General features: G+C 65.7%; 25 protein-coding genes and 1 riboswitch. Of the genes, 13 read left to right on the top strand and 12 right to left on the bottom strand.

The genetic code is table 11. The annotated features are described in order from the left end of the window. Positions 1–87: 87 nt before the first annotated feature. The 3 genes from AC5P6X_RS16760 to ettA all read right to left on the bottom strand — a co-directional run bounded on the left by AC5P6X_RS16760 (position 88) and on the right by ettA (position 4,067). Positions 88–1,404 (bottom strand): NCS2 family permease, encoded by a 1,317-nt coding sequence (locus AC5P6X_RS16760; RefSeq protein WP_005408048.1) that lies wholly within the window; start codon positions 1,402–1,404, stop codon positions 88–90. Positions 1,405–1,468: 64 nt separating this feature from the next. Then, positions 1,469–2,158: an outer membrane protein gene (locus AC5P6X_RS16765; RefSeq protein ID WP_049451381.1), complete on the bottom strand. Its 690-nt coding sequence runs from the start codon at positions 2,156–2,158 to the stop codon at positions 1,469–1,471. Positions 2,159–2,402: 244 nt separating this feature from the next. Continuing rightward, positions 2,403–4,067, bottom strand: coding sequence for an energy-dependent translational throttle protein EttA (gene ettA, locus AC5P6X_RS16770; protein ID WP_005408049.1), 1,665 nt, complete (start codon positions 4,065–4,067; stop codon positions 2,403–2,405). Positions 4,068–4,319: 252 nt separating this feature from the next. Between ettA and AC5P6X_RS16775 the strand changes: the two genes are divergently transcribed. The 7 genes from AC5P6X_RS16775 to ribD all read left to right on the top strand — a co-directional run bounded on the left by AC5P6X_RS16775 (position 4,320) and on the right by ribD (position 9,637). Next, positions 4,320–4,793, top strand: a complete 474-nt coding sequence (locus tag AC5P6X_RS16775) for an RcnB family protein (RefSeq protein WP_033834700.1) — start codon at positions 4,320–4,322, stop codon at positions 4,791–4,793. A 187-nt stretch (positions 4,794–4,980) separates the two neighbouring features. Continuing rightward, complete coding sequence (gene glyA / locus AC5P6X_RS16780; protein WP_088436092.1) at positions 4,981–6,234, top strand: serine hydroxymethyltransferase; 1,254 nt, start codon at positions 4,981–4,983, stop codon at positions 6,232–6,234. 124 nt (positions 6,235–6,358) lie between these two features. After that, positions 6,359–6,832: a hypothetical protein gene (locus AC5P6X_RS16785; protein ID WP_049451383.1), complete on the top strand. Its 474-nt coding sequence runs from the start codon at positions 6,359–6,361 to the stop codon at positions 6,830–6,832. A 6-nt stretch (positions 6,833–6,838) separates the two neighbouring features. Continuing rightward, complete coding sequence (locus tag AC5P6X_RS16790) at positions 6,839–7,258, top strand: hypothetical protein (RefSeq protein ID WP_049451384.1); 420 nt, start codon at positions 6,839–6,841, stop codon at positions 7,256–7,258. A 27-nt stretch (positions 7,259–7,285) separates the two neighbouring features. Next, positions 7,286–7,735, top strand: coding sequence for a hypothetical protein (locus AC5P6X_RS16795; RefSeq protein WP_049451385.1), 450 nt, complete (start codon positions 7,286–7,288; stop codon positions 7,733–7,735). Between the two features lie 149 nt (positions 7,736–7,884). After that, positions 7,885–8,406, top strand: coding sequence for a transcriptional regulator NrdR (gene nrdR / locus AC5P6X_RS16800; protein ID WP_004143350.1), 522 nt, complete (start codon positions 7,885–7,887; stop codon positions 8,404–8,406). Between the two features lie 145 nt (positions 8,407–8,551). Next, positions 8,552–9,637 carry a bifunctional diaminohydroxyphosphoribosylaminopyrimidine deaminase/5-amino-6-(5-phosphoribosylamino)uracil reductase RibD gene (ribD, locus tag AC5P6X_RS16805; RefSeq protein WP_495215535.1) on the top strand — a complete coding sequence of 362 codons (1,086 nt, stop codon included), beginning with the start codon at positions 8,552–8,554 and terminating at the stop codon, positions 9,635–9,637. 35 nt (positions 9,638–9,672) lie between these two features. Here ribD and AC5P6X_RS16810 read toward each other — a convergent pair whose 3' ends face one another. The 5 genes from AC5P6X_RS16810 to AC5P6X_RS16830 all read right to left on the bottom strand — a co-directional run bounded on the left by AC5P6X_RS16810 (position 9,673) and on the right by AC5P6X_RS16830 (position 13,768). Continuing rightward, on the bottom strand, positions 9,673–10,188 hold the full coding sequence (locus AC5P6X_RS16810) for a hypothetical protein (RefSeq protein ID WP_234411773.1): 516 nt from the start codon (positions 10,186–10,188) through the stop codon (positions 9,673–9,675). Positions 10,189–10,231: 43 nt separating this feature from the next. Next, positions 10,232–11,473: a hypothetical protein gene (locus tag AC5P6X_RS16815; protein ID WP_138464163.1), complete on the bottom strand. Its 1,242-nt coding sequence runs from the start codon at positions 11,471–11,473 to the stop codon at positions 10,232–10,234. 14 nt (positions 11,474–11,487) lie between these two features. Next, a complete protein-coding gene (locus AC5P6X_RS16820; RefSeq protein ID WP_099605823.1) occupies positions 11,488–12,351 on the bottom strand; it encodes a hypothetical protein in 864 nt (287 codons plus the stop codon). Positions 12,352–12,506: 155 nt separating this feature from the next. Next, positions 12,507–13,220 carry a hypothetical protein gene (locus AC5P6X_RS16825; RefSeq protein ID WP_138496782.1) on the bottom strand — a complete coding sequence of 238 codons (714 nt, stop codon included), beginning with the start codon at positions 13,218–13,220 and terminating at the stop codon, positions 12,507–12,509. 74 nt (positions 13,221–13,294) lie between these two features. Then, entirely contained in the window at positions 13,295–13,768 is a 474-nt protein-coding gene (locus AC5P6X_RS16830) for a hypothetical protein (protein ID WP_123958215.1), read from the bottom strand. A gap of 181 nt (positions 13,769–13,949) precedes the next feature. Here AC5P6X_RS16830 and AC5P6X_RS16835 point away from each other — a divergent pair, with 181 nt between their 5' ends. Further along, the gene (locus tag AC5P6X_RS16835) at positions 13,950–14,954 is read left to right on the top strand and encodes a hypothetical protein (RefSeq protein ID WP_329757270.1); all 1,005 of its coding nucleotides are present in this window, start codon (positions 13,950–13,952) and stop codon (positions 14,952–14,954) included. Positions 14,955–15,002: 48 nt separating this feature from the next. Here the strand turns inward: AC5P6X_RS16835 and AC5P6X_RS16840 are convergent, their stop codons facing one another. Together AC5P6X_RS16840 and AC5P6X_RS16845 are read right to left on the bottom strand one after the other, a co-directional pair. Continuing rightward, entirely contained in the window at positions 15,003–15,887 is an 885-nt protein-coding gene (locus AC5P6X_RS16840) for a hypothetical protein (RefSeq protein WP_049451394.1), read from the bottom strand. Positions 15,888–16,040: 153 nt separating this feature from the next. After that, a complete protein-coding gene (locus tag AC5P6X_RS16845) occupies positions 16,041–16,664 on the bottom strand; it encodes a hypothetical protein (protein ID WP_049445008.1) in 624 nt (207 codons plus the stop codon). A gap of 187 nt (positions 16,665–16,851) precedes the next feature. Continuing rightward, positions 16,852–16,997: riboswitch (FMN riboswitch) on the top strand. 74 nt (positions 16,998–17,071) lie between these two features. Between AC5P6X_RS16845 and AC5P6X_RS16850 the strand changes: the two genes are divergently transcribed. The 5 genes from AC5P6X_RS16850 (at position 17,072) to thiL (ending at position 21,095) form a co-directional block, all read left to right on the top strand. Further along, on the top strand, positions 17,072–17,698 hold the full coding sequence (locus AC5P6X_RS16850) for a riboflavin synthase (protein WP_099605847.1): 627 nt from the start codon (positions 17,072–17,074) through the stop codon (positions 17,696–17,698). After that, positions 17,695–18,795, top strand: a complete 1,101-nt coding sequence (ribB, locus tag AC5P6X_RS16855; protein ID WP_005408060.1) for a 3,4-dihydroxy-2-butanone-4-phosphate synthase — start codon at positions 17,695–17,697, stop codon at positions 18,793–18,795. The genes AC5P6X_RS16850 and ribB overlap by 4 nt, the downstream gene beginning before the upstream one ends. A 193-nt stretch (positions 18,796–18,988) precedes the next feature. After that, positions 18,989–19,456: a 6,7-dimethyl-8-ribityllumazine synthase gene (gene ribH / locus AC5P6X_RS16860; protein ID WP_099605826.1), complete on the top strand. Its 468-nt coding sequence runs from the start codon at positions 18,989–18,991 to the stop codon at positions 19,454–19,456. Further along, positions 19,453–19,932, top strand: coding sequence for a transcription antitermination factor NusB (gene nusB / locus AC5P6X_RS16865; protein WP_005408062.1), 480 nt, complete (start codon positions 19,453–19,455; stop codon positions 19,930–19,932). The genes ribH and nusB overlap by 4 nt, the downstream gene beginning before the upstream one ends. A gap of 200 nt (positions 19,933–20,132) precedes the next feature. Continuing rightward, entirely contained in the window at positions 20,133–21,095 is a 963-nt protein-coding gene (thiL, locus tag AC5P6X_RS16870; RefSeq protein WP_099605827.1) for a thiamine-phosphate kinase, read from the top strand. Between the two features lie 329 nt (positions 21,096–21,424). Here the strand turns inward: thiL and AC5P6X_RS16875 are convergent, their stop codons facing one another. Next, on the bottom strand, positions 21,425–21,796 hold the full coding sequence (locus AC5P6X_RS16875) for a DUF805 domain-containing protein (protein WP_088436084.1): 372 nt from the start codon (positions 21,794–21,796) through the stop codon (positions 21,425–21,427). 128 nt (positions 21,797–21,924) lie between these two features. Further along, positions 21,925–22,335 carry a hypothetical protein gene (locus AC5P6X_RS16880; protein ID WP_099605828.1) on the bottom strand — a complete coding sequence of 137 codons (411 nt, stop codon included), beginning with the start codon at positions 22,333–22,335 and terminating at the stop codon, positions 21,925–21,927. Between the last annotated feature and the right edge of the window lie 434 nt (positions 22,336–22,769).

Consider the following 22,769-nt stretch of genomic DNA (forward strand, 5'->3'; position numbering starts at 1 on the left):
GGCGGGTGAACCCCGCGTCCGGTAGTGCCGGCCGCGGGCCGTAGCGTGCTCTGGTAGTGCCGGCCGCTGGCCGGCATCGCCTACCGCTTATTCCAACGCGTAGCGCAGGGTGAACAGCACCGCCACCAGCCACACGGCCGGATGCACTTCGCGCCAGCGCCCGGTACCGGCCTTCAGCGCGGCATAGGCGATGAAGCCGAACGCCAGACCATTGGCAATCGAGTAGGTGAACGGCATCGCCAGCGCACACAGCGCGGCGGGCACCGATTCGGTCAGGTCGCTCCAGTCCACTTCCACCAGTTCGCGCAGCATCAGGCCGGCCACGAACAGCAGCGCGGGTGCGGTGGCATAGCTGGGCACCATCGCCGCCAGCGGCGAGAACAGCAGCGCGGCCAGGAACAGCGCCGAAACCACCAGTGCGGTCAGGCCGGTGCGGCCGCCCACCTGCACGCCCGAGGCGCTTTCAGCGAAGGCGGTGGTGCTGCTGGTGCCCAGCATCGAGCCGGCCACAATGGCGGTACTGTCGGCCAGCAGCGCGCGGCCGAAACGCTTCTGCGCGCCTGGCAGCTTCAGCAGGCCGGCGCGACCGACCACGCCGTACAGCGTGCCGGTGGCATCGAACACTTCCACCAGCACGAACACCAGCACCACCTGCAGCAGTACTGCGATGGGTGCGCCGCCGTCATGGTGCAGCAGGCCCGGCAGGTCCAGCTGCAGGAAGGTGGGTGCCAGGCTCGGCGGCAGCGAGACCAGGCCCTGGTACTGCACATCGCCCAATGCCCAGCCAGCGCCGGTCACCGCCAGGATGCCGATCAGGATCGCACCGCGGATGCGGCGCGCTTCCAGCACCGCGATCAGCAGGAAGCCGGCCAGTGCCAGCAGCGGCGGCGCCGTGTTCAACGGGCCCAGTGCCACCAGCGTGTCCTCATTGCCGACGATCACGCCCGACTTCTGCAGCGCGATGATCGCCAGGAACAGGCCGATGCCAGCCACGATGGCCGAGCGTAGCGACGACGGAATGCCCGACACCAGCCACGCGCGTACACCGGTCAGCGACAGCACCAGGAACACCAGGCCGGAGATGAACACCGCACCCAGTGCCTGCTGCCACGGCAGGCCGGCGGCGCCGACCACGGTGAAGGCGAAGAACGCGTTCAGGCCCATGCCCGGTGCCATGCCGACCGGGAAGTTGGCGGCCAGCGCCATCACCGCCGAACCCAGCGCAGCGGCCAGGCAGGTGGCCACGAACACTGCACCGGCGTCCATGCCGGTGGTGCCGAGGATCTCGGGGTTCACGAAGACGATGTAGGACATCGTCAGGAAGGTGGTGACACCGGCCAGCAGCTCGGTGCGCACGGTGGTGCCGTGCTGCTGCAGCTGGAACAGGCGCTCGAACAGGGACATCGCAGATCTCTCGTGCCTGCGCGCCCTGCCGCCCTGGGGGACCTGCGGGTGCGTCGCCAGGCGGTTAGAAGTGGTAGTTCAACTTCAGCGTAACGCTGCTGTAGTCGGTATGGAAGCTGCGACGGGCCGCAGCAGGGTAGTTGGGGTCTTCCAGGGTCACCGGGCTGGAACCCAGGTGGGTGTAGCGGTATTCGGCACCGGCCGAGAGGCGGTCGTTGAAGCGGTACAGCACGCCTGCGGTGGCATGGGCGCCGGTGGACAGGTGCGAGGCGCGGGTCTCGAATTCGGCCACGCGGCAGCCGTTGGTGGCTTCCACCAGCGACTTGTCGCAGCCCAGGGTGAATTCCTGCTGGGCCACGGTCACGCCCGCGCCGACGTAGGGCAGCCAGCGGCCCATCGCACGGCCCAGCGTCACATCGAAGGTGCCCGAACGGGTCACCGCGTCCTTGCCGTAGTACGGGCTGTACCGGTGCTGCTCGCGATCCTTCCAGTCACGGCTGACGTTGCCGAACGACAGCGCGCCTTCAACGCCGACCACGATGTTGTTGTCGAACTGCCAGCGACGGCCACCCTGCACGCCGCCGGTGAAGCCGCGCACGCTCTTTTCCGAGGCGTTGGCATTGCTGCGGTCCTTGCTGTGCCCCTCGCCATGCGAGGCCTGGGCACCCAGGTAGAAGCCGTCCCAGTCGGTGGTCGCGGCCGTGGCGGTGCCCGACAGCAGCAGGGCTGCCGTGGTGATGATCAGTGCTTTCATTGCGGTTTCCTACGTTGGGGGATGAAGCGGGAACGTAGGAAAACCGATGCAGGCGAGTGAAAACATACAACGAATTGCAAAGTCCGATTACGACAAGGATTCAAGCCCGCTTGAGGCGTCTGCGTTCATCAACGGTTGAATCCCGGCCGGCGAAAACACCCGGAAAGCGGGCATCCATGGCGACAGGAACGCCTGAAAGACGAAAGGCCGCGCGAGCGCGGCCTTTCGTTTTCTGCGGTATGGCTTACTTCAGCGCCTTGAAGCGCAGGCGCTTCGGCGCAGCGTCGTCACCCATGCGGCGGCGCTTGTCTTCTTCGTACTCGCGGTAGTTGCCCTGGAAGAACTCCACGTGCGAGTCGCCTTCGAACGCCAGGATGTGGGTCGCGATGCGATCCAGGAACCAGCGGTCATGCGAGATGACGAAGGTGTTGCCCGGGAACTCCAGCAGCGCATCTTCCAGCGCACGCAGGGTTTCGATGTCCAGGTCGTTGGACGGTTCGTCGAGCAGCAGCACGTTGCCACCCTGCAGCAGGGTCTTGGCCATGTGCAGGCGGCCACGCTCACCACCGGACAGCGAACCGACCATCTTCTGCTGGTCCTGGCCCTTGAAGTTGAAGCGGCCGATGTAGGCGCGCGACTGGATCTCGATGCCGTTGATGTTGAGGATGTCCAGGCCGCCCGCGATTTCCTGGAAGACGTTGTGGTTGCCTTCCAGCGCGTCGCGGCTCTGGTCCACGTAGGACAGCTTCACGGTCGGGCCGACCACGATCTCGCCCGTATCCGGCTTTTCCTGGCCGGTGATCATCTTGAACAGGGTCGACTTACCGGCACCGTTCGGGCCGATGATGCCGACGATGGCACCGGCCGGCACCAGGAAGCTCAGGTTGTCGAACAGCAGGCGGTCGCCGAACTTCTTGGAGACGTTCTTGAACTCCATCACCGCATTGCCCAGGCGCTCGCCCGGCGGGATGAAGATTTCGTTGGTCTCGTTGCGCTTCTGGTAATCGACCGACTGCAGCTCTTCCAGGCGGGCCAGACGGGCCTTGCCCTTGGTGCGGCCGCCCTTGGCGTTCTGGCGCGACCACTCCAGTTCCTTCTGGATCGCCTTTTGGCGGGCCTTTTCCTGATTGTCTTCCTGCTTCAGGCGCTCGTCCTTCTGGGTCAGCCAGTCGGTGTAGTTGCCCTTCCACGGAATGCCGCGGCCGCGGTCCAGTTCCAGGATCCACTCGGCGGCGTTGTCCAGGAAGTAGCGATCGTGGGTGACGGCCACCACGGTGCCGGTGTAGCGCGCCAGGAACTGTTCCAGCCATTCCACCGACTCGGCGTCGAGGTGGTTGGTCGGTTCGTCGAGCAGCAGCATGTCCGGCTTCTGCAGCAGCAGGCGGCACAGGGCCACGCGGCGCTTTTCACCACCTGACAGCTTGCCGACGATGGCATCCCACGGCGGCAGGCGCAGCGCGTCGGCGGCCACGTCCAGCTGGTTTTCCAGCGTGTGTGCGTCGCCAGCGGCCAGGATCGCCTCCAGGCGCTCCTGTTCCTTGGCCAGCGCGTCGAAGTCGGCGCCTTCCTCGGCGTAGGCGGCGTACACCGCTTCCAGCGCGGCCTGGGCCTGCAGCACTTCGCCCACGCCTTCCTCGACCGCTTCACGCACGGTCTTGGTCGGGTCCAGTTCCGGTTCCTGCGCCAGGTAACCGACCTTGATGCCCGGCTGCGGGCGGGCCTCGCCCTCGAAATCGGTGTCCACGCCGGCCATGATCTTCAGCACGGTGGACTTGCCGGCGCCGTTCAGGCCCAGCAGGCCGATCTTCGCGCCCGGGAAGAAGGACAGCGAGATGTCCTTGATGATCTGCCGCTTGGGCGGGACCACCTTGGACACGCGGTTCATGGTGTAGATGTATTGCGAGGACATGCGGTCTCCGTAGGCGCGGCCCTGCGCCCGACCCGTCACGGATAGATCCCGTTGCGGCAGCGGGCACAGACTGAAATGGAATACCGCCAATTATAGCCGGAACCGGTTCCGGGCCGCTCCCGGGAGGCGCCGCCGGGCTGGCTATCGCCTGAATACCCGGTCACAGTCCTGCAGCGGGAAGCGTTTCCAGCCGGAAACGGTTCAGATCGGTTGCGCAATATGGGCTCACCACCCACCAAGCAGAGGTCTGACATGCGCATCAATCGAGTAATGGCCAGTGCCGTGGCCTCTGTGCTGGCACTGGGCGCCGTGGCCCCGGCATTCGCCGACAACGACCATCGCCGCGACCACGACCGCCGTGAATGGCGCGAGGATCGCCGTGAGTGGCGCCAGGACCGCCGCGACTGGGAGCGCGACCGCCGCGAGGCCCGTCGCGACTGGGAACGCGACCGCCGCGACTGGCATCGCGACCATGACCGCTACTACCGCCCGGCACCGCCGCGCGTGGTCTATCGTCCGGCCTACGGCCCGGGCTATGGCTGGAAGGTCGGCCACCGCTATCGCGACTACTACCGCGGCCCGATCTACGTGGTGAACGACTACCCGCGCTACAACCTGCGTCGCCCGCCCTACGGGCACCAGTGGATCCGCGATGACCGCGGCAACATGCTGCTGGTGGCCATCGCCACCGGTGTGATCGCCCAGTACGTGCTCAGCAGCCGCTGAGGATCGCGGCCGGGGTCGGACCCCTTTCCATCGGAAAGGGGTCTGACCCCACAACATCCCTCGAAACCATACGGGGCCGGATTCCTTCGGGAATGCCGGCCCCGTCCGTTTCGGCCCCAGCGGGCCGGTGCGGGGCTACAATCGGGGGCTGAGCCGTACCCCTTTTCCCTGCCTGCTGGAGTACCCGATGTTCCCGCGTGACGTCCGCATCGAATCCTACGATCCCGAACTGGCCAAGGCCATCGCCGCTGAAACCCAGCGCCAGGAAGACCACGTCGAGCTGATCGCCAGCGAGAACTACACCAGCCCGGCGGTGATGGAAGCCCAGGGCAGCCAGCTGACCAACAAGTACGCCGAAGGCTACCCGGGCAAGCGCTACTACGGTGGCTGCGAGTACGTGGACATCGCCGAGCAGCTGGCGATCGATCGCCTGAAGCAGCTGTTCGGCGCCGACTACGCCAACGTGCAGCCGCACAGCGGCTCGCAGGCCAACCAGGCCGTGTACTTCGCCCTGCTGCAGCCGGGTGACACCATCCTCGGCATGAGCCTGGCCCACGGCGGCCACCTCACCCACGGCGCCAAGGTGAACGCCTCGGGCAAGCTGTTCAACGCCGTGCAGTACGGTGTGAACGACCAGGGCCTGATCGATTACGACGAAGTCGAGCGCCTGGCCCTGGAGCACAAGCCGAAGATGGTCGTGGCCGGCTTCTCCGCCTACTCGCAGGTGATCGACTGGGCGCGCTTCCGCGCCATCGCCGACAAGGTCGGTGCCTACCTGTTCGTCGACATGGCCCACGTTGCCGGTCTGGTGGCTGCAGGCGTCTACCCGAGCCCGCTGGAACACGCCCACGTGGTCACCTCCACCACCCACAAGACCCTGCGCGGCCCGCGTGGCGGCATCATCATCGCCAAGGGCGCCGACGAAGACCTGGTCAAGAAGCTGCAGTCGATCGTGTTCCCGGGCATCCAGGGCGGTCCGCTGATGCACGTCATCGCCGGCAAGGCCGTGGCCTTCAAGGAAGCGCTGGAACCGGGCTTCAAGGCCTACCAGCAGCAGGTGGTGAAGAACGCCCAGGCGATGGCCAATACGCTGATCGAGCGTGGCTACAAGATCGTCTCCGGCGGCACCCAGAACCACCTGATGCTGGTCGACATGATCGGCAAGGACGTGTCCGGCAAGGACGCGGAAGCGGCGCTGGGCAAGGCCCACATCACCGTCAACAAGAACTCGGTGCCGAACGACCCGCGTTCGCCGTTCGTGACCTCGGGCCTGCGCCTGGGCACCCCGGCGGTGACCACCCGTGGCTACGTCGAACAGGACTGCGTGGACCTGGCCAACTGGATCGCCGACGTGCTCGACGCGCCGAACGATGACGCCGTCATTGCCCGCGTGCGCGATGCCGTCAGCGCGCAGTGCCGCAAGTACCCGGTCTACGGCTGATCAGGGCCGGGGTCAGAGCCCTTTCCTGGCGGAAAGGGATCCGCCCCCGCCTTCCGGATCGACGCAGGGGTCGGATCCCTTCCCGCAGGGAAGGGCTCTGACCCCGTCACCAGGAATCCCGCGCATGGATGAGCGCCGCCTCAAGTACCTGTACACCGCGCTGGCGGTGCTGTTCGGCCTGCCCAGCCTGTTCTTCGGCGGTGCCGGCGCCTGCATCGCCGTGGTCATGGGCGTGATCGGGCTCGTCTCGCTGGACGCGGACAAACTGTGGTTTGCCGCCGGCATGTTCGCGTGGGGATCGTGCGCGATCGCCGGCCTCGTGGCCTGGGTCGCACTCAGCATCGTCTGGCTGCGCGATGGTGCACGCGGGCTGTACATGGCATCACGCCGCTGGTGGCTGCTGCTGGGCCTGGGCGTGCTGGCAGGCCTGCCCTTGGTGGCGATGGCGCTGTATTACTTCGCCGAGCTGGGTTCGTCCGTGCTCAGCGGGCTGTTCGCCGGGCCGTCCCTGTTGGTGCCCACCGGTACGTTGATCCTCCTGCGGCTGCGTGCTGACGCCCTGGGCGAGCCATCCGGCCCGGCGCGATCAGAGGAGTAGGCCCGCGTGGATGAGCGCCGCCTCAAGTACCTGTACACCGGGCTGGCGGTGCTGTTTGGCCTGCCCAGCCTGGTGGCGGGTGGTGCCGCGGCGACGATGCTGCTGCTGACGGGGCTGGGCCAGTTCGGCCATGGCACGCTGGCCGCGGTGACCCTGATGCCGCTGTGGGGCCTGACCGGCATTGCCGGCTGCCTGGCCTGGTTGTGGCTCAGCGCGGGTTTTCTGATGCAGGGGCGTGCCGGGCTGCACGTGCACCGGCTCTGGTGGTGGATGCTGCTGGCAGGCGGTCTCGCCGCCTTGCCCCCGCTGGGGCTGGCGCTGTGGTGGGGCATCGCCGTGCATGCCGAAGGCATCGGCTTGTTACTGTTGGGCCCGTCGATGCTGGTGCCGGCTGCGATGCTGCTGTGGATCAAACGCCGCGGATGACGTGGCCCATGGAAGGAGATCGAACGCATGGATGAGCGTCTGCACAAACGCTGGATGGCGATCGCCGGCCTGCTGGTGGGCCTGCCCGCCGTGGCGGCAGGCGGCACGGGTGCCGTGCTGGGGTTGATGGTCGTATGGGACGGCAAGTATCTGACGGGCGACGAGCACTGGCTGTTGCTGCTGTGGTCGTCGGCCGGAATCATCGGCCTGCTGTCGTGGTTGTGGCTGAGCGGCCTGTACCTGTGGCGAGGTGTCACCGGCCTGCGCCACTCCCCGGTTGTCGCCTGGGTAGGGCTGGGGGTGGGGGCCCTGGCCGCATTGGGCGTCGTTGCGGCCACGCTGTACTTCACCTTCAAGCATGGGGAGATCTCGACATTTGCCTTCCTCGGCTTTGGCCCACCGCTGCTGGTGATGGCAGGGCACCTGGTGTGGTTGCGTTGGGCGCGCGCGGCCTCGGCGCCGCCGGCACCCGCTTGAACGCGCAGCGCTGACCGCGCTGAAGGCTCGGTTCGACCGAAATGCAGGCACTTCCGCGCAGACAGCATTTGCTGCCGGGCCCCTTCTCAGGTACCTTTGCGACGCTGCCATGACCGTGGCAATAGGTATTTCCCTGAGCCAGGCGTTCCATGCATTGCCCCTTCTGCCAACATGCCGATACCCGGGTCATCGACTCGCGCGTCTCTGAAGACGGCGCGACGATCCGCCGTCGGCGTGAATGCGAAGCCTGCGGCGAGCGCTTCAGCACCATGGAAACAGTCGAGCTGAAGCTGCCGGCCATCGTCAAGAGCGATGGCACCCGCGAAGCGTTCGACCAGCGCAAGGTCCGCGCTGGCTTCGACCGCGCGCTGCAGAAGCGTGCGGTGGCCGAAGACAAGATCGAAGCGGCAGTACGCGCTGTGGTCCACCAGCTGCGCATCAGCGGTGAGCGCGAAGTGCCCTCGATCAAGGTCGGCGAGTTCGTCATGAACGAACTGCGCAAGCTCGACCATGTCGGCTATGTGCGCTTCGCTTCGGTCTACCGCAGCTTCGAGGACGTGGCCGATTTCCGCGAGGAGATCGAAAAGCTTGAACGCGACCTGCCGTCCAGTACCGAACAGCTGCAGCTGCTGGGCGACGTGATCGCCCTGACCAAGAAGAAGAAGGGCTGACCGCCTCTGCCTTGGTGGGTGCCAACTTCGGTTGGCACGATGGCGCTCCATCCACGCATGGCGTGGATCTACCTTTACCTGGTGGGTGCCAACCTTGGTTGGCACTGATGACGTGGATCCACACCGGCGGCGTTACCATGGCCGCATGACCACCCCGTTCTCCGTCATCGACCACCTGCACATGGCCAACGCGCTGCGCCTGGCCGAGCGCGCTGCCTATACCACCCGCCCCAACCCGATGGTCGGCTGCGTGATCGCCCATGGCGAACGCGTGGTCGGGCAGGGCTGGCACCAGCGCGCCGGTGGACCGCACGCTGAGGTGTTCGCGCTGCGCGAGGCCGGTAGCGAGGCGCGTGGTGCCACCGCCTACGTCACCCTGGAACCGTGCGCGCACTACGGACGCACGCCGCCGTGTGCACTGGCGCTGATCGAAGCGGGCGTGTCGCGCGTGGTTGCCGCAATGCGCGATCCGTTCCCGAAGGTCGATGGCGGTGGCTTTGATCTGCTGCGCAATGCCGGCATTGAGGTCGCCGAAGGACTGATGGCGACGCAGGCACGTGAGATCAACAAGGGCTTCCTGTCACGCGTGGAGCGAAACCGCCCTTGGCTGCGGGTGAAGCTGGCCGCCAGCCTTGATGGCCGTACCGCGATGGCCGACGGCAGCTCCAAGTGGATCACCGGTCCAGCCGCACGCGGAGACGTGCAGCACTGGCGTGCGCGTGCTGGTGCGATCCTGACCGGCGCCGACACGGTGCTGGCTGATGACCCGATGCTGACCGTGCGCCTGGCCGATACCGAAGTGATGCCACCGCTGCGCGTGGTACTCGATTCGCGCCTGCGTTCGCTCGAGTGCGGCCGCGTGCGCGAGGGCGGGGCACCGACGCTGTACCTGCACGATGCGGCGGTAAGTGCGCCGGATGCGGCGGACGCAGAATTCGCCAGCGTGCCCAGCGCAGAGGGCCGGTTGGATCTGGGCGCGGTGCTGGCGCTGCTGGCCGAGCGTGGCATCAACGAAGTGCATACCGAAGCCGGCGCCACCCTGGCCGGTGCGCTGCTGCGCGGTGGCTGGGTGGACGAACTGCTGCTTTACCAGGCCCCCACGCTGCTGGGCGACAATGGACGCCCATTGCTGGCCGGCCTCGGCATCAATGCGATGGACCAGCAGCGCCGCCTGCGTGTGGTTGACCAGCGCCAGGTGGGTGGGGACATCAGACTGCTGCTGCGCCCATGATGGAATGACGCAGAGCAGGGGCTGGGCCCTTGGCGTCACGCCGCTTCGTCGTCTTCTTCGCCGACCGGGCACTGGCCCTTCCACTGCTGCTTCCACAGCACATGCAGGTCGCGGCAGTACGCGCCGAGCGCCTCGCCCGGCAGTTGCCTCGCCTTGAACCGCAACTGGCGACGCGTAAAACCGTCGTCGTACTCATCCGGCAGTACCAGCACGGCACACTGATCGTGGTACATCAGGAAATCGCGGCAGTGGTCGTCATTGCTCATCCACGCATCCAGGTGCCTGTCGCTCAGCTGGGTTGACTCAAAGGCAATCGAGGGTTTGACGACGAAGATCCTGGTGGCTTTGAACCTGGACGCTTCGGCCTGCCAGCACACCATCAGCGCCAGCAACATGATCGCGATCGATGTCATACGGTGTTTCATGCGGTTGCCCCGGTGGAAGAGGGCAACAGCATTGACCATGTAGGCTGCGCAGGGCCATGCAACGGTTCTGAAAGTGCGATCACCTCTGTCGTCGTCGAAGATGGGCCGAGCACGGATGACCTGCACGTTTCGCCCGCCATCCGGCCAGCGCCGTCACACTGGGAGGATGCTATGTGAGATCGCACAGCTCATCCGGACCTGGCACTACCGGTTCTTCCAGCCAGACGTCGAAGGGTAGCAGCCGCCACAGAATGGCCTGGTACAACTGCTGCATGCGCTCGGCATGCGCGAACGCATGGCGTGCCTGGTATCCGCCGACTACCGGCGTGCAATGCGGTACGGCCGGCGCCTCGCGCAGTAGTGTGGCCCAACGCTGGAACAACGCATCGATACGCGCTTGGCGCTCGATTTCCGGCGCGGCGCGCATCGCCAGATAGGCCTGACGCAGCGGCTCTACGTCCGGATGCTGGCACACCAGCGTGTACATGCCGATCTCCGGCGAGCCCAATGGCACGAATTCCCGAGCAGCACAGTTGACCCTCGGCAGCCGCAACGCCAGTGCCTCGGCAAAGGCTGCAGTGACGTCGGGCGAGGGCGCTGCGGAGTCCTGGCGCGACAACCACGCCGGAACGTCTTCGATGATGGGGCGCCAGTCCATGGCTTCGCCAGGGTCGAGGTTCTCGCCCAGTGCCCGCAGCAACTGCCGCGCTTCGGCATCGTTCTGCAGCAGCACCCGCGCCTGCAGCGTGTACTCGGCCTGCGGCGGGAGATCGGCAGGCACGCCTTCGCCTTCGATGCGCTCGTCCCATGCCTGCATCGGCATCAACAGCCCGCGGATGTCGGCGTCGAAATACAGCATCTCAATGCTGTCCCACGGTCCGTCGCCGTTCCTGATGAAGCGCATGCTTCCTTCATGCAGCGCATCGGGTGCACTACGCAGCGCCGTTGCGTACGCCGTACGGAAGGACGCATCATCCATCGGGTCGCCCTCTCCATCCTTCATCCGTTCTCGGCTCCCACGATAGGCCTCGAAGTGCCCGGACATGTCTGGCAGCACGCACCGATAGGTCACGGTGCCAACGCTGAGTGTTCCGATCTCTTCAACATCGCTGCCGGTTGCCCGGCAGTGAATGCGCTTCCGGCGTACCTGCAGGGCGTCGGCAATCGCCTCGCCGTGTACCTCCGCCAGGTTCTGGAAGGCGCGGCCCTCTACTTTCAGTTCGATGTCGGCCGGCACCGGCGTGGAGGCGGTCTGCAGGCTGCGGCGAAGCAGCTCCTTGGCGCGCGTATCGTCCTGGAACCTGGCCTGAGCATATGCATCGAAGGTTGCTTCCAGCGAAAGCGCGGCAGGTTCAGCGGCTGCCGCCCAGAACGGCGAGCCCAGCAGCAGGGCCACCAGATGCCGGATCATGAACGATCCCGGCATCATTCGGTCTTCTCCCTGTTCCACAGCTCCCGGTTGCGCTCATGGACGATCTGGCAGTCGCGCGTTGCCTCCGCGTCGCTCATTCCCTCCACACGCTTGAGCAGATTGCGTTGCAGTACGCCGTTGCTCAGGAAGGGGCTCTGGGGATGATGCCGGGCAAAGAACCCCAGCTGGGCGGCCATCATCAGGTCGCAGGTGGGTATGCCGGTAACCACAGGTACGGCTTCCGCTTCGATCCGCGTATTCCATGCGTCGAAGGGCAGTATCCGTTGCAGCAGCGCCGTACCGAGCAACGGCAGGTCGAGAGCCATCCAGTGGCCGCTGCCTGCGGACTGCAGGAACACAGTGCTGCCCTCATGTGAATGATCCGGCGCGTCGCGCAGGGCATTGGCGAATGCCGCGAAGAGCGCCCTGGCGGGTTCGGGATCATCGCCGACGTCGGCGCGTCGCTTCTGCGCGTCCCGGTAGGTCGGAAAGAAGCCCGAGAGGTCGGGAAAAGCGCACCGATACGCCACGGTCGCCTGTGGCGTTGAATGCACCGTCTCCCGGGTGATGTCGGTGATGGTGCAGGACATGGCCTTCTGCCGCATCTCCAGAGCACTGGCAACCGGTTCCATTGCTGTACCGTTGAAGGCGACCTTGGGCAGCTGAAGCGCATCGATGGCGTTGACGGTCACCTCAACGCTGTCGCTGTTCGCAAATGCACGCAGATGGTGGCGCAGCTTTTCCTTCGACGGCGTATCGCCGTGAACGATGACCTGCACATAGGTCTCGAAGGTCTCTTCCAGCGAGAGCGCTGCAGGGTGCGCGGCGGTAGCGGTGAGCGGCGCTCCCAGCAGCAGGATGGCGATGGATTTCAGCATGGCGGCACAGGGGCAGTCCGGGAGGGCCCTGAGGATCAGGGGCACCTCATGCAGGGGTCCATGCAACTTGTCTGAAAATGTGTGGCGTTGGGGAAGGCGCGCGCCTGACCCGGTGGCATAGGCTCACGCGAATCTGTCGGTCCGCATCGTCGGTGTCATGGCCCGCGGAACCGGACCGAGGAGGCCATGGCGTCAACCGCGTCTTCCACTTCTTTGGAACTGTCTGCCGGCAGGATGGCAACCAAACGGACGAAACGCTCATCCGGCCACAGGGCGAGATAGTTGCGGTAGTGGCGTCCGTCGGGTGTCACCCCATCAACCCGGTGCCCGGCGATACCGCCGAACGGCACGTTCTCCCTTGAGGTGATCGTTCCGCCCTGAATGCTGACGGTCCCTGCAATCAACTGATCGGACACCTTCTCTGGATCGTCAGAGGCAAAGGGGAGAGAAAGCTGCGACGCGACAATTACCAGGGGCTGCAGACCATCGGGATCAGTATCCAGTTCACCGGCCGTAAGTGCCACGGCTGATCCGGACAGGGTGTCCAGCAGGCGGAAAGGGGACGCCGGCTCAACGCTGAAAGGCATCGCGGCGATCCTCTGCTCAAGCGTGGCCTGCGGACGCAGTGTTACGGTCGCCAAGGCCTGCATCGCCTGCCTGTGCGTCAGTGCATGGTCACGCGGGGCTTGAACCGTAATCATGACGGTGGGGGAGCCGCTGAAAAGCGCCATCCACTTTTCGAAGGTGTAACCGTGCGCGACCTGGCTGCCCGATGACCACCGGGATCGTCCGCCGCTCGACGCTGAGCGACTCCAGATGATCGACCTGCACGCCCTGGCTGGCGAAGCGGCGACGCGCAGCGGGCTCATCCACGAACAGTCCGCTGACTGTGCTGCTGGCCTCGGAGGGCAGCTCGGCGACCAGGATGCTGGCACGGCCGTCATCACTGACAAACCCGGAGAAGTTGGGGGCGGGGGCGAACCCGGGAGGCGGCGACGTACGTGGTGTCAGGCGCGTCGCGCAGGGTTGCCGCATAGATGCCAAGGAACGTTCTGAAAGCATCGCCATCAGGGTCCCCGGCACGTGAGCGCGCCAGATTCTCCCGATAGGCGTCAAAGGCGCCAGAAACATCGGGAAGCGTGCACTGGTAGTCCACAACACCGCGATGGGAGGAGCTGTCCTCCTCGGTTCTGACCGAACGGCAGTGAATGGTCTTCCGGCGCGCGTTGATCGCACTGGCCGCGGGCTCTTCGAAACCAGTGGCAAGATTCTCGAATGCGTAGAGTGCGTCAACGACGTCTCCGATGTCGGGATAGTTGTCCGGGTCTGCAGTGCGCAGGCTGTTTCGCAGCGCAGTTCTGGCGTCCTCGTCATTCTGGGTGATGACGCGCGCATAGGCAGCGAAGGTGTCTTCCATTGAAAGCGCTGCAGCATCTGCGCCCAGCGGCGCGCACAGGAGCAGGGCGAAAAGAAGTCTCAACATGACGTGGACGGAAGCGGCGGAAGTCCCTGACGATCAGGGGCGCTCCATGCATTGGTCCATGCAACTTGTCTGAAAATTACGCATTGCTTTCGCAGATGGCGATGATCCCGCTGCCGTGCGTGCCATCACAAGCGCGCAGGCGTTGCAGGACCTGGCCGCCGTCATCGAGTGCCGGGCTCCCACCTCGGTACGCGAGCCGCTGTCGCGAAATGTGTGGGATGTCGTGCTGGGTGATGGCAAGCGTGCAAAGCCGCCATTCGATGCGTGGATCGTTGTCAAACAGCCCAATTCGTATCTGCATGAGGTCGAGCTGCCTAGTCCGATCACTGTATTCGGCTACCCGACCCAGCGCATCGCAGTGCTGTCGGAAGGGACGATGGCCATCCTTGATGATGTCTCCTTTGAGACGATATCCAAGCAGCTGGAAATGAATCCGCTACATGCAACCGCCGCCCCTCACATCCATGTGCGGAACCTGTCCTTGCGCAATGTCAGCGAAATCGGCTTTTCGGTTCGTTCACTTACGGCGTCGCGCGTCTCTACCCACCCCGACTCTGTGCTGGTGGGGTGCGAGGAGCGCTACGACACGCGGATGGAGCAGTTGCGCAGGCGCGGCAAGGAACCTGACGTGGTGTTCGCGCCGGGTGTGGATATCGCCACTGAGCTCGATGACGTGCTGAGCTGCAACGCCGACGCACTGCGCAATTACACGGCCGATTGGGCGGTGACCATGTCGGCGCACACCACTGATACGCGTTTCAAAGGCTGGAAGGATGGAGAAGATGAAGAGGGCAATCGCTGGTGGGTGCCGCCGGCACCGATCATGATCGCCGGCAGGCCCGTCTCGCGCTTGGTCAAGGTGGGTCAGACCTTGTACGCAGAGCTGGACGGGGATATCGCCGAAACGCTGGCCGAAGAATGGCTTCTGCCACCCTACGATGGCTGGAGCGACGCTGCTTTCGTAGGCTTCTACGATACCGGCACGGCGGCCGATGGCTGGCTGGAAGATCGCGCGCGCATCGTGCGTGCGTGGGCGCCCGGCAAGACCCTGCACGGCTGCGAGTACCAGCAGAATCGTCCGGAGTTCGGTGAACATCCGGACGATGATGACGAAGGATGACGGCAGCCTGGTGTCGCCGGGCATGACCCGGCGCTACAGCTTACCGGCTCACGCGCATTCGTCGGTCCACATCATCTCGGCGATCGGGCGCAGTGCCTTGCACTCCTGCGTCATCTCATCGGTCGACTTCACCTGCGCCTTGGCCTTCAGTTCCTCGGCCATCGCGTCCACGCCGCTGATCTGGTCGGGTGCGATCTTCGCCACGCAGGCGCGGTGCTGCTGCAGCAGCAGGTCGCAGCCTGGTACGCCGGTCACTTTCGGCGCGTTGGCTGCCTGCGCGTCCTGCATCCAGTCCTCGAACGGTGCCAGTGCACCGGCTACGGTGCCCACCAGGTCATCGAAGTTGCCGCTGTACCAGTAGCCGTTGTCCTTGGCCGGGTACAGGGTGAAGGTGCTGCTGACCGGCACGCGCGCGCCACTCTGCAGTGCCTGGGTATAGGCATCGGTGAACTGCTTGCGCGCGGCCGGGCTGGCATTGTCGGCCAGGCTGGCAGCGAACAGCGGGCGCACCTTGCCCAGGTCGGGCAGCTGGCAGCTGTAGGTGATCCGCGCCAGCTTCTGGTCTTCAACGTATTCGTTGTCTTCGATCACGCTCTTGGTCGCGCGGCACTTCGAATCACGCAGCGCCTTGGCATACAGCGCTTCGGTGCCCGCAGCGTCGACCTTGGCGCCGGTGCTGGCCAGTACGGTCTGCCAGGGTTCGGCCAAGGCCTTGGCCAGCGCACCCGGGTTGGGGGTCACGGCATCCTGGCCCTCGAACGCCGGCTTCAGTGCGTCGTTGAGCGTGCGCGTGGCGGCCGCGTCGTCTTCCAGCAGCACGCGTGCATACAGGTCGAAGGCCTGCTCGGGCGTCAGTTGGGCCGGTGCCGCGCTGGCAATCAGCGGGGCGCACAGCAGCACGCTGGCCAGAAGGGTACGGGTGGGGGTCTTCATGACGGTGTTTTCCTGTTCCAGAGGCGCGCAAGCCTAGCGCATCTGCCCACACTTTCGATGGCGCGATGCAGCCAGGTGACGGTGTGCAGTGGACAAAAAAAACGGGCCCCTTGCGGGGCCCGTTCGATCGCACGACGAGGAGCGATCGTTGGATCAGAAGCTGGCGCGGACGCCGGCCGAGTACTGGGTGACATCGCGGTAGCCGGAGATCTCGCCCACCAGACCCCAGGTCTTGGTGAAGTTGATCTGGCCACCCAGGGTGCCGACCCAGGTGCCCTTGAAGTTGTTGCCACCGTCCATGTAGCCGGTCTTGACCCAGGCTTCGGTCATGCGCGACGGCTTGCCACGCAGGCCCACGGTGACGCGGCCCAGGTTGGTGTGGTCCTTGTTGCGCAGGCGGCCGTAGAAATCGGAGTTGACGGTGATTTCGGCCTGCTGGCGGACCCAGGCGGCGTCAGCGGTGAAGTCGACGCGGTCGGTCCACGGCATGTGGTAGCCGATGCCCAGCTCCGGCTGGTTCAGCTTCAGCTTGTAGGAGCCGTAGTCGTAGTTGTACGACTTGCTGGCGTAGGTCCAGCCACCGAACACATGGACCTGTTCGGACAGGGCGACCGAGCCACGCAGATAGCCGCCGTCGACCTTCGGGTCATCCAGCAGGTCGTCGTTGGTCTTGACCTGCGTCCAGCCGCCTTCAACGTAGGTGTAGCTCAGGGCGTCGGCCGAAGCCGAGAACGGGGCGGCGGCCAGCAGGGCGGCCACGATCAGGATCTTGCGCATGGGAATTCCTGTGAATTTCAGTCCATTGGCGGGCCGGCCCTCCGGGCAGCCCGTGGCGACCTCATGTCGTCCGGGGCAGAATTTTAATGAAAGTTTTACAAATTGCGAGCGACGGCCGTCACAGCTGTGGCATCCGACCCCGTTCAGCCCGGGCTGGTACACTAGCCACGCCGGTTCGCCGGTACACAAACGTCTTCAGGGCGGGGTGCAATTCCCCACCGGCGGTAGGTGCGCAAGCACGAGCCCGCGAGCGCCCCGGCCCACGGCCGGGGGTCAGCAGATCCGGTCCAATGCCGGAGCCGACGGTCATAGTCCGGATGAAAGAAGACGGTGCCACAGGGCTCATGCCCTGCGTGCGCCTGTTTGCCTTGCGGCGTTTTTCGCTCACTTTTCGCGGAGAACGTTACTTGTTTACTGGAATCATCGAAGGCGTCGGCCGTCTGGCCGCACGCGAATCCATCGGCGGCGATGTCCGCTTCACCTTCAATGTCGGGAATCTGCCGTTCGACAACGTGCAGATGGGCGAGAGCATTGCCATCAACGGCGTCTGCCTCACCGTCATCGCATTCGACACCAGCAGCTTCCAGGCCGATGCCTCCACCGAGACCCTGGGCCTGACCACGCTGGGCCAGCTGGGCGAAGGGGCGGCCATCAACCTGGAGCGCGCCATGCGCCCGACCGACCGCCTTGGCGGCCATCTGGTCAGCGGCCACGTCGACGGCCTCGGCCAGGTACTGTCCATCCACGAAGACGCGCGTGCCCAGCGCTGGCGTTTCGCCGCGCCGGCCTCGCTGCGCCGCTACATCGCCAAGAAGGGCTCGATCTGCGTGGACGGCGTCAGCCTCACCGTCAACGAAGTGGACGATGAAGGTTTTGAAGTCGCCCTGATCCCGCACACGGTGGCCAACACCGCCTTCTCCGCCGCAGGCGTGGGCAGCGCGGTCAATCTTGAAATCGATCTGGTCGCCCGTTATGTGGAGCGGCTGATCAGTGTGCCGACCAACGGTCAGCACCCACAGGGAGATGTCGCATGAATTTCGCCCCGATTCCGGACATCCTGGAAGACATCCGCCTGGGCCGCATGGTCGTCATCGTCGATGACGAAGACCGCGAGAACGAAGGCGACCTGATCATGGCCGCCGAGCTGGTCAAGGCCAGCGACATCAATTTCATGGTCACCCATGGCCGCGGCCTGGTGTGCCTGCCGCTGAACCGTACCCGCGCCGCCGATCTCGGCCTGGCGCCGATGGTGCAGGCCAATACCGCCCAGTTCCAGACCAACTTCACGGTCAGCATCGAGGCCGCCGAGGGCGTCACCACCGGCATTTCGGCGCATGACCGCGCGCATACCATCCGCACCGCGGTGAAGCCCAACGCCAAGCCGTCGGACCTGCACCAGCCGGGCCACATCTTCCCGCTGATCGCCCAGCCGGGTGGCGTGCTGACCCGCGCCGGCCACACCGAAGCCGCCGTGGACATGGCCATGCTGGCCGGGCTGGAACCGGCCGGCGTGCTGGTGGAGATCCTGAACCCGGATGGCAGCATGGCGCGCCGCCCGGAGCTGGAAGTGTTCGCCCGCGAGCATGGCCTGAAGATGGGCTCCATCGCCGACCTGATCGCCTACCGCCTGGCCACCGAAAAGACCGTTGAACGCGTGGACGAGCGCGAGATCGACACCGAGTTCGGCCCGTTCAAGCTGGTGACCTACCGCGACCGCATCGCCCACGACCTGCATTTCGCGCTGGTTCGTGGCACGCCGGATGCGGAAACCCCGACCCTGGTGCGCGTGCAGGTGGAGAATCCGCTGGCCGACCTGCTGCACTGGCGCCGTGACGACTTCGGCGTGGCTGCCACCGATGCCCTGCGCGCGATCGATGCTGAAGGCGCCGGTGTGATGGTGGTGCTGCAGGCCCCGCGCGACGGTGAAGCCCTGCTGGCCCGCCTGCGCCAGCAGCCGGCGCCGGTGGTACCGGGCAAGGACAAGGACGTGAGCCAGTGGCGCCGCAATGGTGCCGGCGCGCAGATCCTGTCCGACCTGGGCCTGGGCAAGCTGCGCGTGCTGGGCACCCCGCGCCGCCAGATCGGCCTGGCCGGGTACGGCCTGGAAGTGGTGGAGACGGTCACCCTGTAATGGGTAGTGCCGGCCGCTGGCCGGCAACCGCATCCCCGGGCTTGCCGGCCAGCGCCCGGCACTACCGGTGGGTGCCGACCCCTGCCATCGGTGGGTGCCGACCGTTGGTCGGCACGCCCTTGCGCCCCCGCCAGCCACGGCCGGGGCCCATCCACGCTAGAATTACCCCCTTATCGAGTCCCCCAAGCCGCATATGAGCCACTTCGAAGGCGATCTTCGCACTCCCGAATCGGCGCGCTTCGCCATCCTGGCCAGCCGCTGGAATGCCCGCATCACCGACGCGCTGGTCGCTGGCGCCCGCCTGAGCCTGGCCGGCAACGGCATCACCGAAGCCAACATCGACGTGATCCGCGTGCCGGGAGCCTGGGAACTGCCGCTGGTGGCCGCACGCCTGGCCGCCGCCCACGAACACGCCGCCATCCTCACCCTGGGCTGCGTGATCCGTGGCGATACCCGTCATTACGAGCACGTGGCCGACCGCTGTGCCGAAGGCCTGATGCGCGTGCAGCTGGATTTCGGCGTGCCGGTGCTGAACGGCGTGCTGGCGGTGGAACGCGTTGAAGACGCCGAGGCCCGCGCAGGCGGCAGCCACGGCAACAAGGGCGAGGAAGTCGCACTCGCCGCATTGGAAATGGTCAATCTTCTGGAGCAGCTGCCATGAACAAGAACACCCAGGGCAAGCCCTCCGGTAAACCCGTCCGCCGCGATGGCGTCGATCCGGTGCTGCGCTCGCGCGCCCGCCGTCGTGCCGTGCAGGCCATCTATGCCTGGCAGATCTCCGGCGGCAACGCACAGTCGCTGATCGCCCAGTTCGCCCACGAGCAGGCCCGCGAAATCGCCGACCTGGCGTACTTCGAGGCGCTGCTGCACGGCGTGCTCGACAACCGCCGCGACATCGACGAAGCGCTCGGCCCGTACCTGGACCGTGGCATCGAAGAAGTGGACGCGATCGAACGCGCGGTGCTGCGCCTGGCCGCCTACGAGCTGCGCTACCGCCTGGACGTGCCGTACCGCGTGGTGATCAACGAAGCCATCGAATCGGCCAAGCGCTTCGGTTCCGAGCACGGCCACACCTACGTCAACGGCGTGCTGGATCGTGCCGCCGTGGAATGGCGCAAGGTCGAATCGGGTCACTGACCCCCTGCGTCCCGCATCGTTCATTGAACGGCGCGGGAATCTGCTTCGGTAGAGTCGACTGTCAGTCGACTGCCTTTCGATCAGCAGTCGTAGTGTCGGACCGGAGAGCAGTCGACTGACAGTCGACTCTACCCCCCAGCCGGTTCACCTGGTCGGCATCCGCGCCCGCCGCCCATCCATGCAACCCGCCGGAACGCCCCATGTCCCTGGCCGAATTCGCCCTCATCGACCGCATCCGCGCCCGTACCCTCGAGCGCGACGACATCCTGCTCGGCATCGGTGACGACGCCGCGCTGCTGCAGCCGCGCGCCAACGAACAGCTGGTGGTCACCGCCGACACGCTCAACAGCGGCGTGCACTTCCCGATGGAAACACCGGCCTTCGACATTGGCTGGAAGACTTTGGCGGTCAACCTGTCGGACCTCGCAGCGATGGGCGCGCGCCCGGCGTGGTGCACGCTGGCGTTGTCGCTGCCGGAAGCCTCTGAAGACTGGATCGACGCCTTCGCCGATGGTTTCTTCGCACTGGCCGACCAGCATGACATCGCGCTGATCGGTGGCGACACCACGCGTGGCCCGCTGTCGCTGTCGGTGACCGCGATGGGCCAGGTCGGGCGTGGCCAAGCCCTGCGCCGCGATCGCGCGCAGGTGGGTGACGATCTCTGGGTCAGCGGCACGCTGGGCGATGCCGCCGGCGCGTTGCGTCTGTGGCAGCAGGGGGCACTGAGCGTAACCACCGCCACGCTGCTGGCCGACTACGAAAGCCTGCGCCTGCGTCTGCTGCGGCCGACGCCACGCGTGACCCTGGGCCTGCGCCTGCGTGCCTTCGCGCATGCGGCGGTGGATGTGTCCGATGGCCTGCTGGCCGATCTGGGCCATATCGCCACACGCAGCAACGTGGCCGCGCATGTGGATGCCGATTCGCTGCCGATCTCGCACGCGCTGCGTGAGCTGCTCGGCCGCGACGGTGCACGCGACTGCGCACTGCGTGGTGGCGACGATTACGAACTGTGCTTCACCGCCGCCGCCGACCAGCGCGACGCGCTGCACTACCTGGCCGAATCGCTGGACGTGCCGCTCACCCGCATCGGCCGCGTTGCCAATGGACAGGGCGTACACGTAGATGGCGAAGCCGCCGACGGCGGTTACCAGCACTTCGCGTAGCCGCAGCGGTACTGTGCTGGTGGGTGCCAATCTTGGTTGGCACGAAACCGTGTCGACCAAGGTCGACACCTACCCAGACGGAGACACCTCGGCATTGCTCTGGTAGGTGCCAACCTTGGTTGGCACGAACGTATCAGCCGCCCGTGCACACACGGCCGTGGAGGCACATCGGCATTGCTCTGGTAGGTGCCAACCTTGGTTGGCACGAACGTGTCAGCTGCCCGTGGCAGCACCGCGTCGACCAAGGTCGACACCTACCAAAGCGAATGTGCGAGCCGCCCGTGGCAACACCGTGTCGACCAAGGTCGACACCTACCCAAGCGGGGAGGCTACACGTGCGGAACTGGCGCGCCGAAGCGGTTGTCGCCCGGCGTGCTGGGCAGCAGCATGAACACCAGCACGGCCAGGCCGGCAATCGGCACGAGCCCCAGCAGCAACCACCAGCCCGAACGATCGGTATCGTGCAGCCGGCGAATGGTCACCGCGATCAGCGGCAGCGCCAGTGCCAGCCATACCACCAGCATCAGCCCGGACGAAACCAGCGCCAGCGATGTGGAGTTGATGTACCCGGCGATGAAACCCAGCACGTTCAACGGAATGGTGAATATCATCATGAACAACTGGAACCACCAGTACTCACTACGGCTGGCGCGCCCACTGAACTGCGTATAGCGCTTCAGCGGAACCATCATCTTGTGCATCGGTACACTCCCTGAAAAGAAGTGCGAACTATCCGTGCCAGCGTGACGGTGGGCCATCAGATCTGTTGTAATCGCGAGCCGCGCAGTTTGGAACTGAGCGCCTTTCTGCAGTTCAGAACGCGCGCTGCTCAAGTCGCGTGCAACTGCACATCCACATACTCGGCCAGCCCACGGCAGGCCAGCAGCAGCCCTTCGCGCACGTCGTCGCCTACCTGCTGATCATCATCGCCGTCCACGCGCACGCGTTCGGTGGCATGCAGCAGTTCCAGCAGCAACGTCAGGCCGGCATTGGCCCGGTCCGCTCGTGCCATAGCCATGCATCGTCCCGACGTACGGCCCCTGTCGGGCCACGGCTGGCCATCGGCGGCTTCCACATGGCGGATGCGCTGCAGGCACGCCAGCAAGGTGTTGCTGGCGGGCGCAGTGCTGCCGTGCGTGGCACTGAGCGTGGTTTCCAGTGCGCGGGCGATGGTCTCGGGCAGCTGGTTGGCAGCTTCACCGAGGGTGGCGAACAGGTAAGGGTAGTGCGCAGCAGTCATGGCGGCATCCTTGTGCAGGAAACAAGGGGCCACCCCGCTTAACAGCGAGGGTGGCGGACGGTGCATGGTTCCAATACCGGAGGTCGATGTAGAAGCGCCGGCGGGCACAAGGCCCCCACGCACCGCCCGCCATGTAAGCGCGGACAGAATGCCTGCCGACGCCACCCAACAAGGAAAGAGCGACGCCGGCAGGCAAGCGTAACCAACACATCAACCTAACGGGATTGGAAGCCCGTGCCACCCGTTGTCGGTGGCGGTCCATCATTTGCATGCAGCGCCCTTGCTGCCAATGAGAATTGTTGGAAAGTTCGAAAGCGTTGCAGATGGCCCGCGCGCACGGGAGCGCGTCAATTACGACAAAGCATGTAGAGCCGAGCCCATGCTCGGTTCATAGCGCAATGCACGGGGTTCGGCCCGATCTGGCCGCACAGCAG

Source organism: Stenotrophomonas sp. YJH_SMC_40 (assembly GCF_059368615.1).

What these genes read in the sequence shown, in the direction of transcription:
- AC5P6X_RS16845 (WP_049445008.1), bottom strand. Translation starts at nt 16,664, where the DNA reads ATGCGCAAGATCCTGATCGTGGCCGCCCTGCTGGCCGCCGCCCCGTTC.
- AC5P6X_RS16830 (WP_123958215.1), bottom strand. Translation starts at nt 13,768, where the DNA reads ATGGAAGACACCTTCGCTGCCTATGCGCGCGTCATCACCCAGAATGAC.
- AC5P6X_RS16760 (WP_005408048.1), bottom strand. Translation starts at nt 1,404, where the DNA reads ATGTCCCTGTTCGAGCGCCTGTTCCAGCTGCAGCAGCACGGCACCACC.
- AC5P6X_RS16795 (WP_049451385.1), top strand. Translation starts at nt 7,286, where the DNA reads ATGGATGAGCGTCTGCACAAACGCTGGATGGCGATCGCCGGCCTGCTG.
- AC5P6X_RS16875 (WP_088436084.1), bottom strand. Translation starts at nt 21,796, where the DNA reads ATGCACAAGATGATGGTTCCGCTGAAGCGCTATACGCAGTTCAGTGGG.
- ettA (WP_005408049.1), bottom strand. Translation starts at nt 4,067, where the DNA reads ATGTCCTCGCAATACATCTACACCATGAACCGCGTGTCCAAGGTGGTC.
- AC5P6X_RS16880 (WP_099605828.1), bottom strand. Translation starts at nt 22,335, where the DNA reads ATGACTGCTGCGCACTACCCTTACCTGTTCGCCACCCTCGGTGAAGCT.
- glyA (WP_088436092.1), top strand. Translation starts at nt 4,981, where the DNA reads ATGTTCCCGCGTGACGTCCGCATCGAATCCTACGATCCCGAACTGGCC.
- AC5P6X_RS16775 (WP_033834700.1), top strand. Translation starts at nt 4,320, where the DNA reads ATGCGCATCAATCGAGTAATGGCCAGTGCCGTGGCCTCTGTGCTGGCA.
- AC5P6X_RS16815 (WP_138464163.1), bottom strand. Translation starts at nt 11,473, where the DNA reads ATGATCCGGCATCTGGTGGCCCTGCTGCTGGGCTCGCCGTTCTGGGCG.
- ribH (WP_099605826.1), top strand. Translation starts at nt 18,989, where the DNA reads ATGAGCCACTTCGAAGGCGATCTTCGCACTCCCGAATCGGCGCGCTTC.
- AC5P6X_RS16785 (WP_049451383.1), top strand. Translation starts at nt 6,359, where the DNA reads ATGGATGAGCGCCGCCTCAAGTACCTGTACACCGCGCTGGCGGTGCTG.
- thiL (WP_099605827.1), top strand. Translation starts at nt 20,133, where the DNA reads ATGTCCCTGGCCGAATTCGCCCTCATCGACCGCATCCGCGCCCGTACC.
- AC5P6X_RS16820 (WP_099605823.1), bottom strand. Translation starts at nt 12,351, where the DNA reads ATGCTGAAATCCATCGCCATCCTGCTGCTGGGAGCGCCGCTCACCGCT.
- AC5P6X_RS16840 (WP_049451394.1), bottom strand. Translation starts at nt 15,887, where the DNA reads ATGAAGACCCCCACCCGTACCCTTCTGGCCAGCGTGCTGCTGTGCGCC.
- nrdR (WP_004143350.1), top strand. Translation starts at nt 7,885, where the DNA reads ATGCATTGCCCCTTCTGCCAACATGCCGATACCCGGGTCATCGACTCG.
- ribB (WP_005408060.1), top strand. Translation starts at nt 17,695, where the DNA reads ATGAATTTCGCCCCGATTCCGGACATCCTGGAAGACATCCGCCTGGGC.
- nusB (WP_005408062.1), top strand. Translation starts at nt 19,453, where the DNA reads ATGAACAAGAACACCCAGGGCAAGCCCTCCGGTAAACCCGTCCGCCGC.
- AC5P6X_RS16825 (WP_138496782.1), bottom strand. Translation starts at nt 13,220, where the DNA reads ATGAGCCCGCTGCGCGTCGCCGCTTCGCCAGCCAGGGCGTGCAGGTCG.
- AC5P6X_RS16765 (WP_049451381.1), bottom strand. Translation starts at nt 2,158, where the DNA reads ATGAAAGCACTGATCATCACCACGGCAGCCCTGCTGCTGTCGGGCACC.
- ribD (WP_495215535.1), top strand. Translation starts at nt 8,552, where the DNA reads ATGACCACCCCGTTCTCCGTCATCGACCACCTGCACATGGCCAACGCG.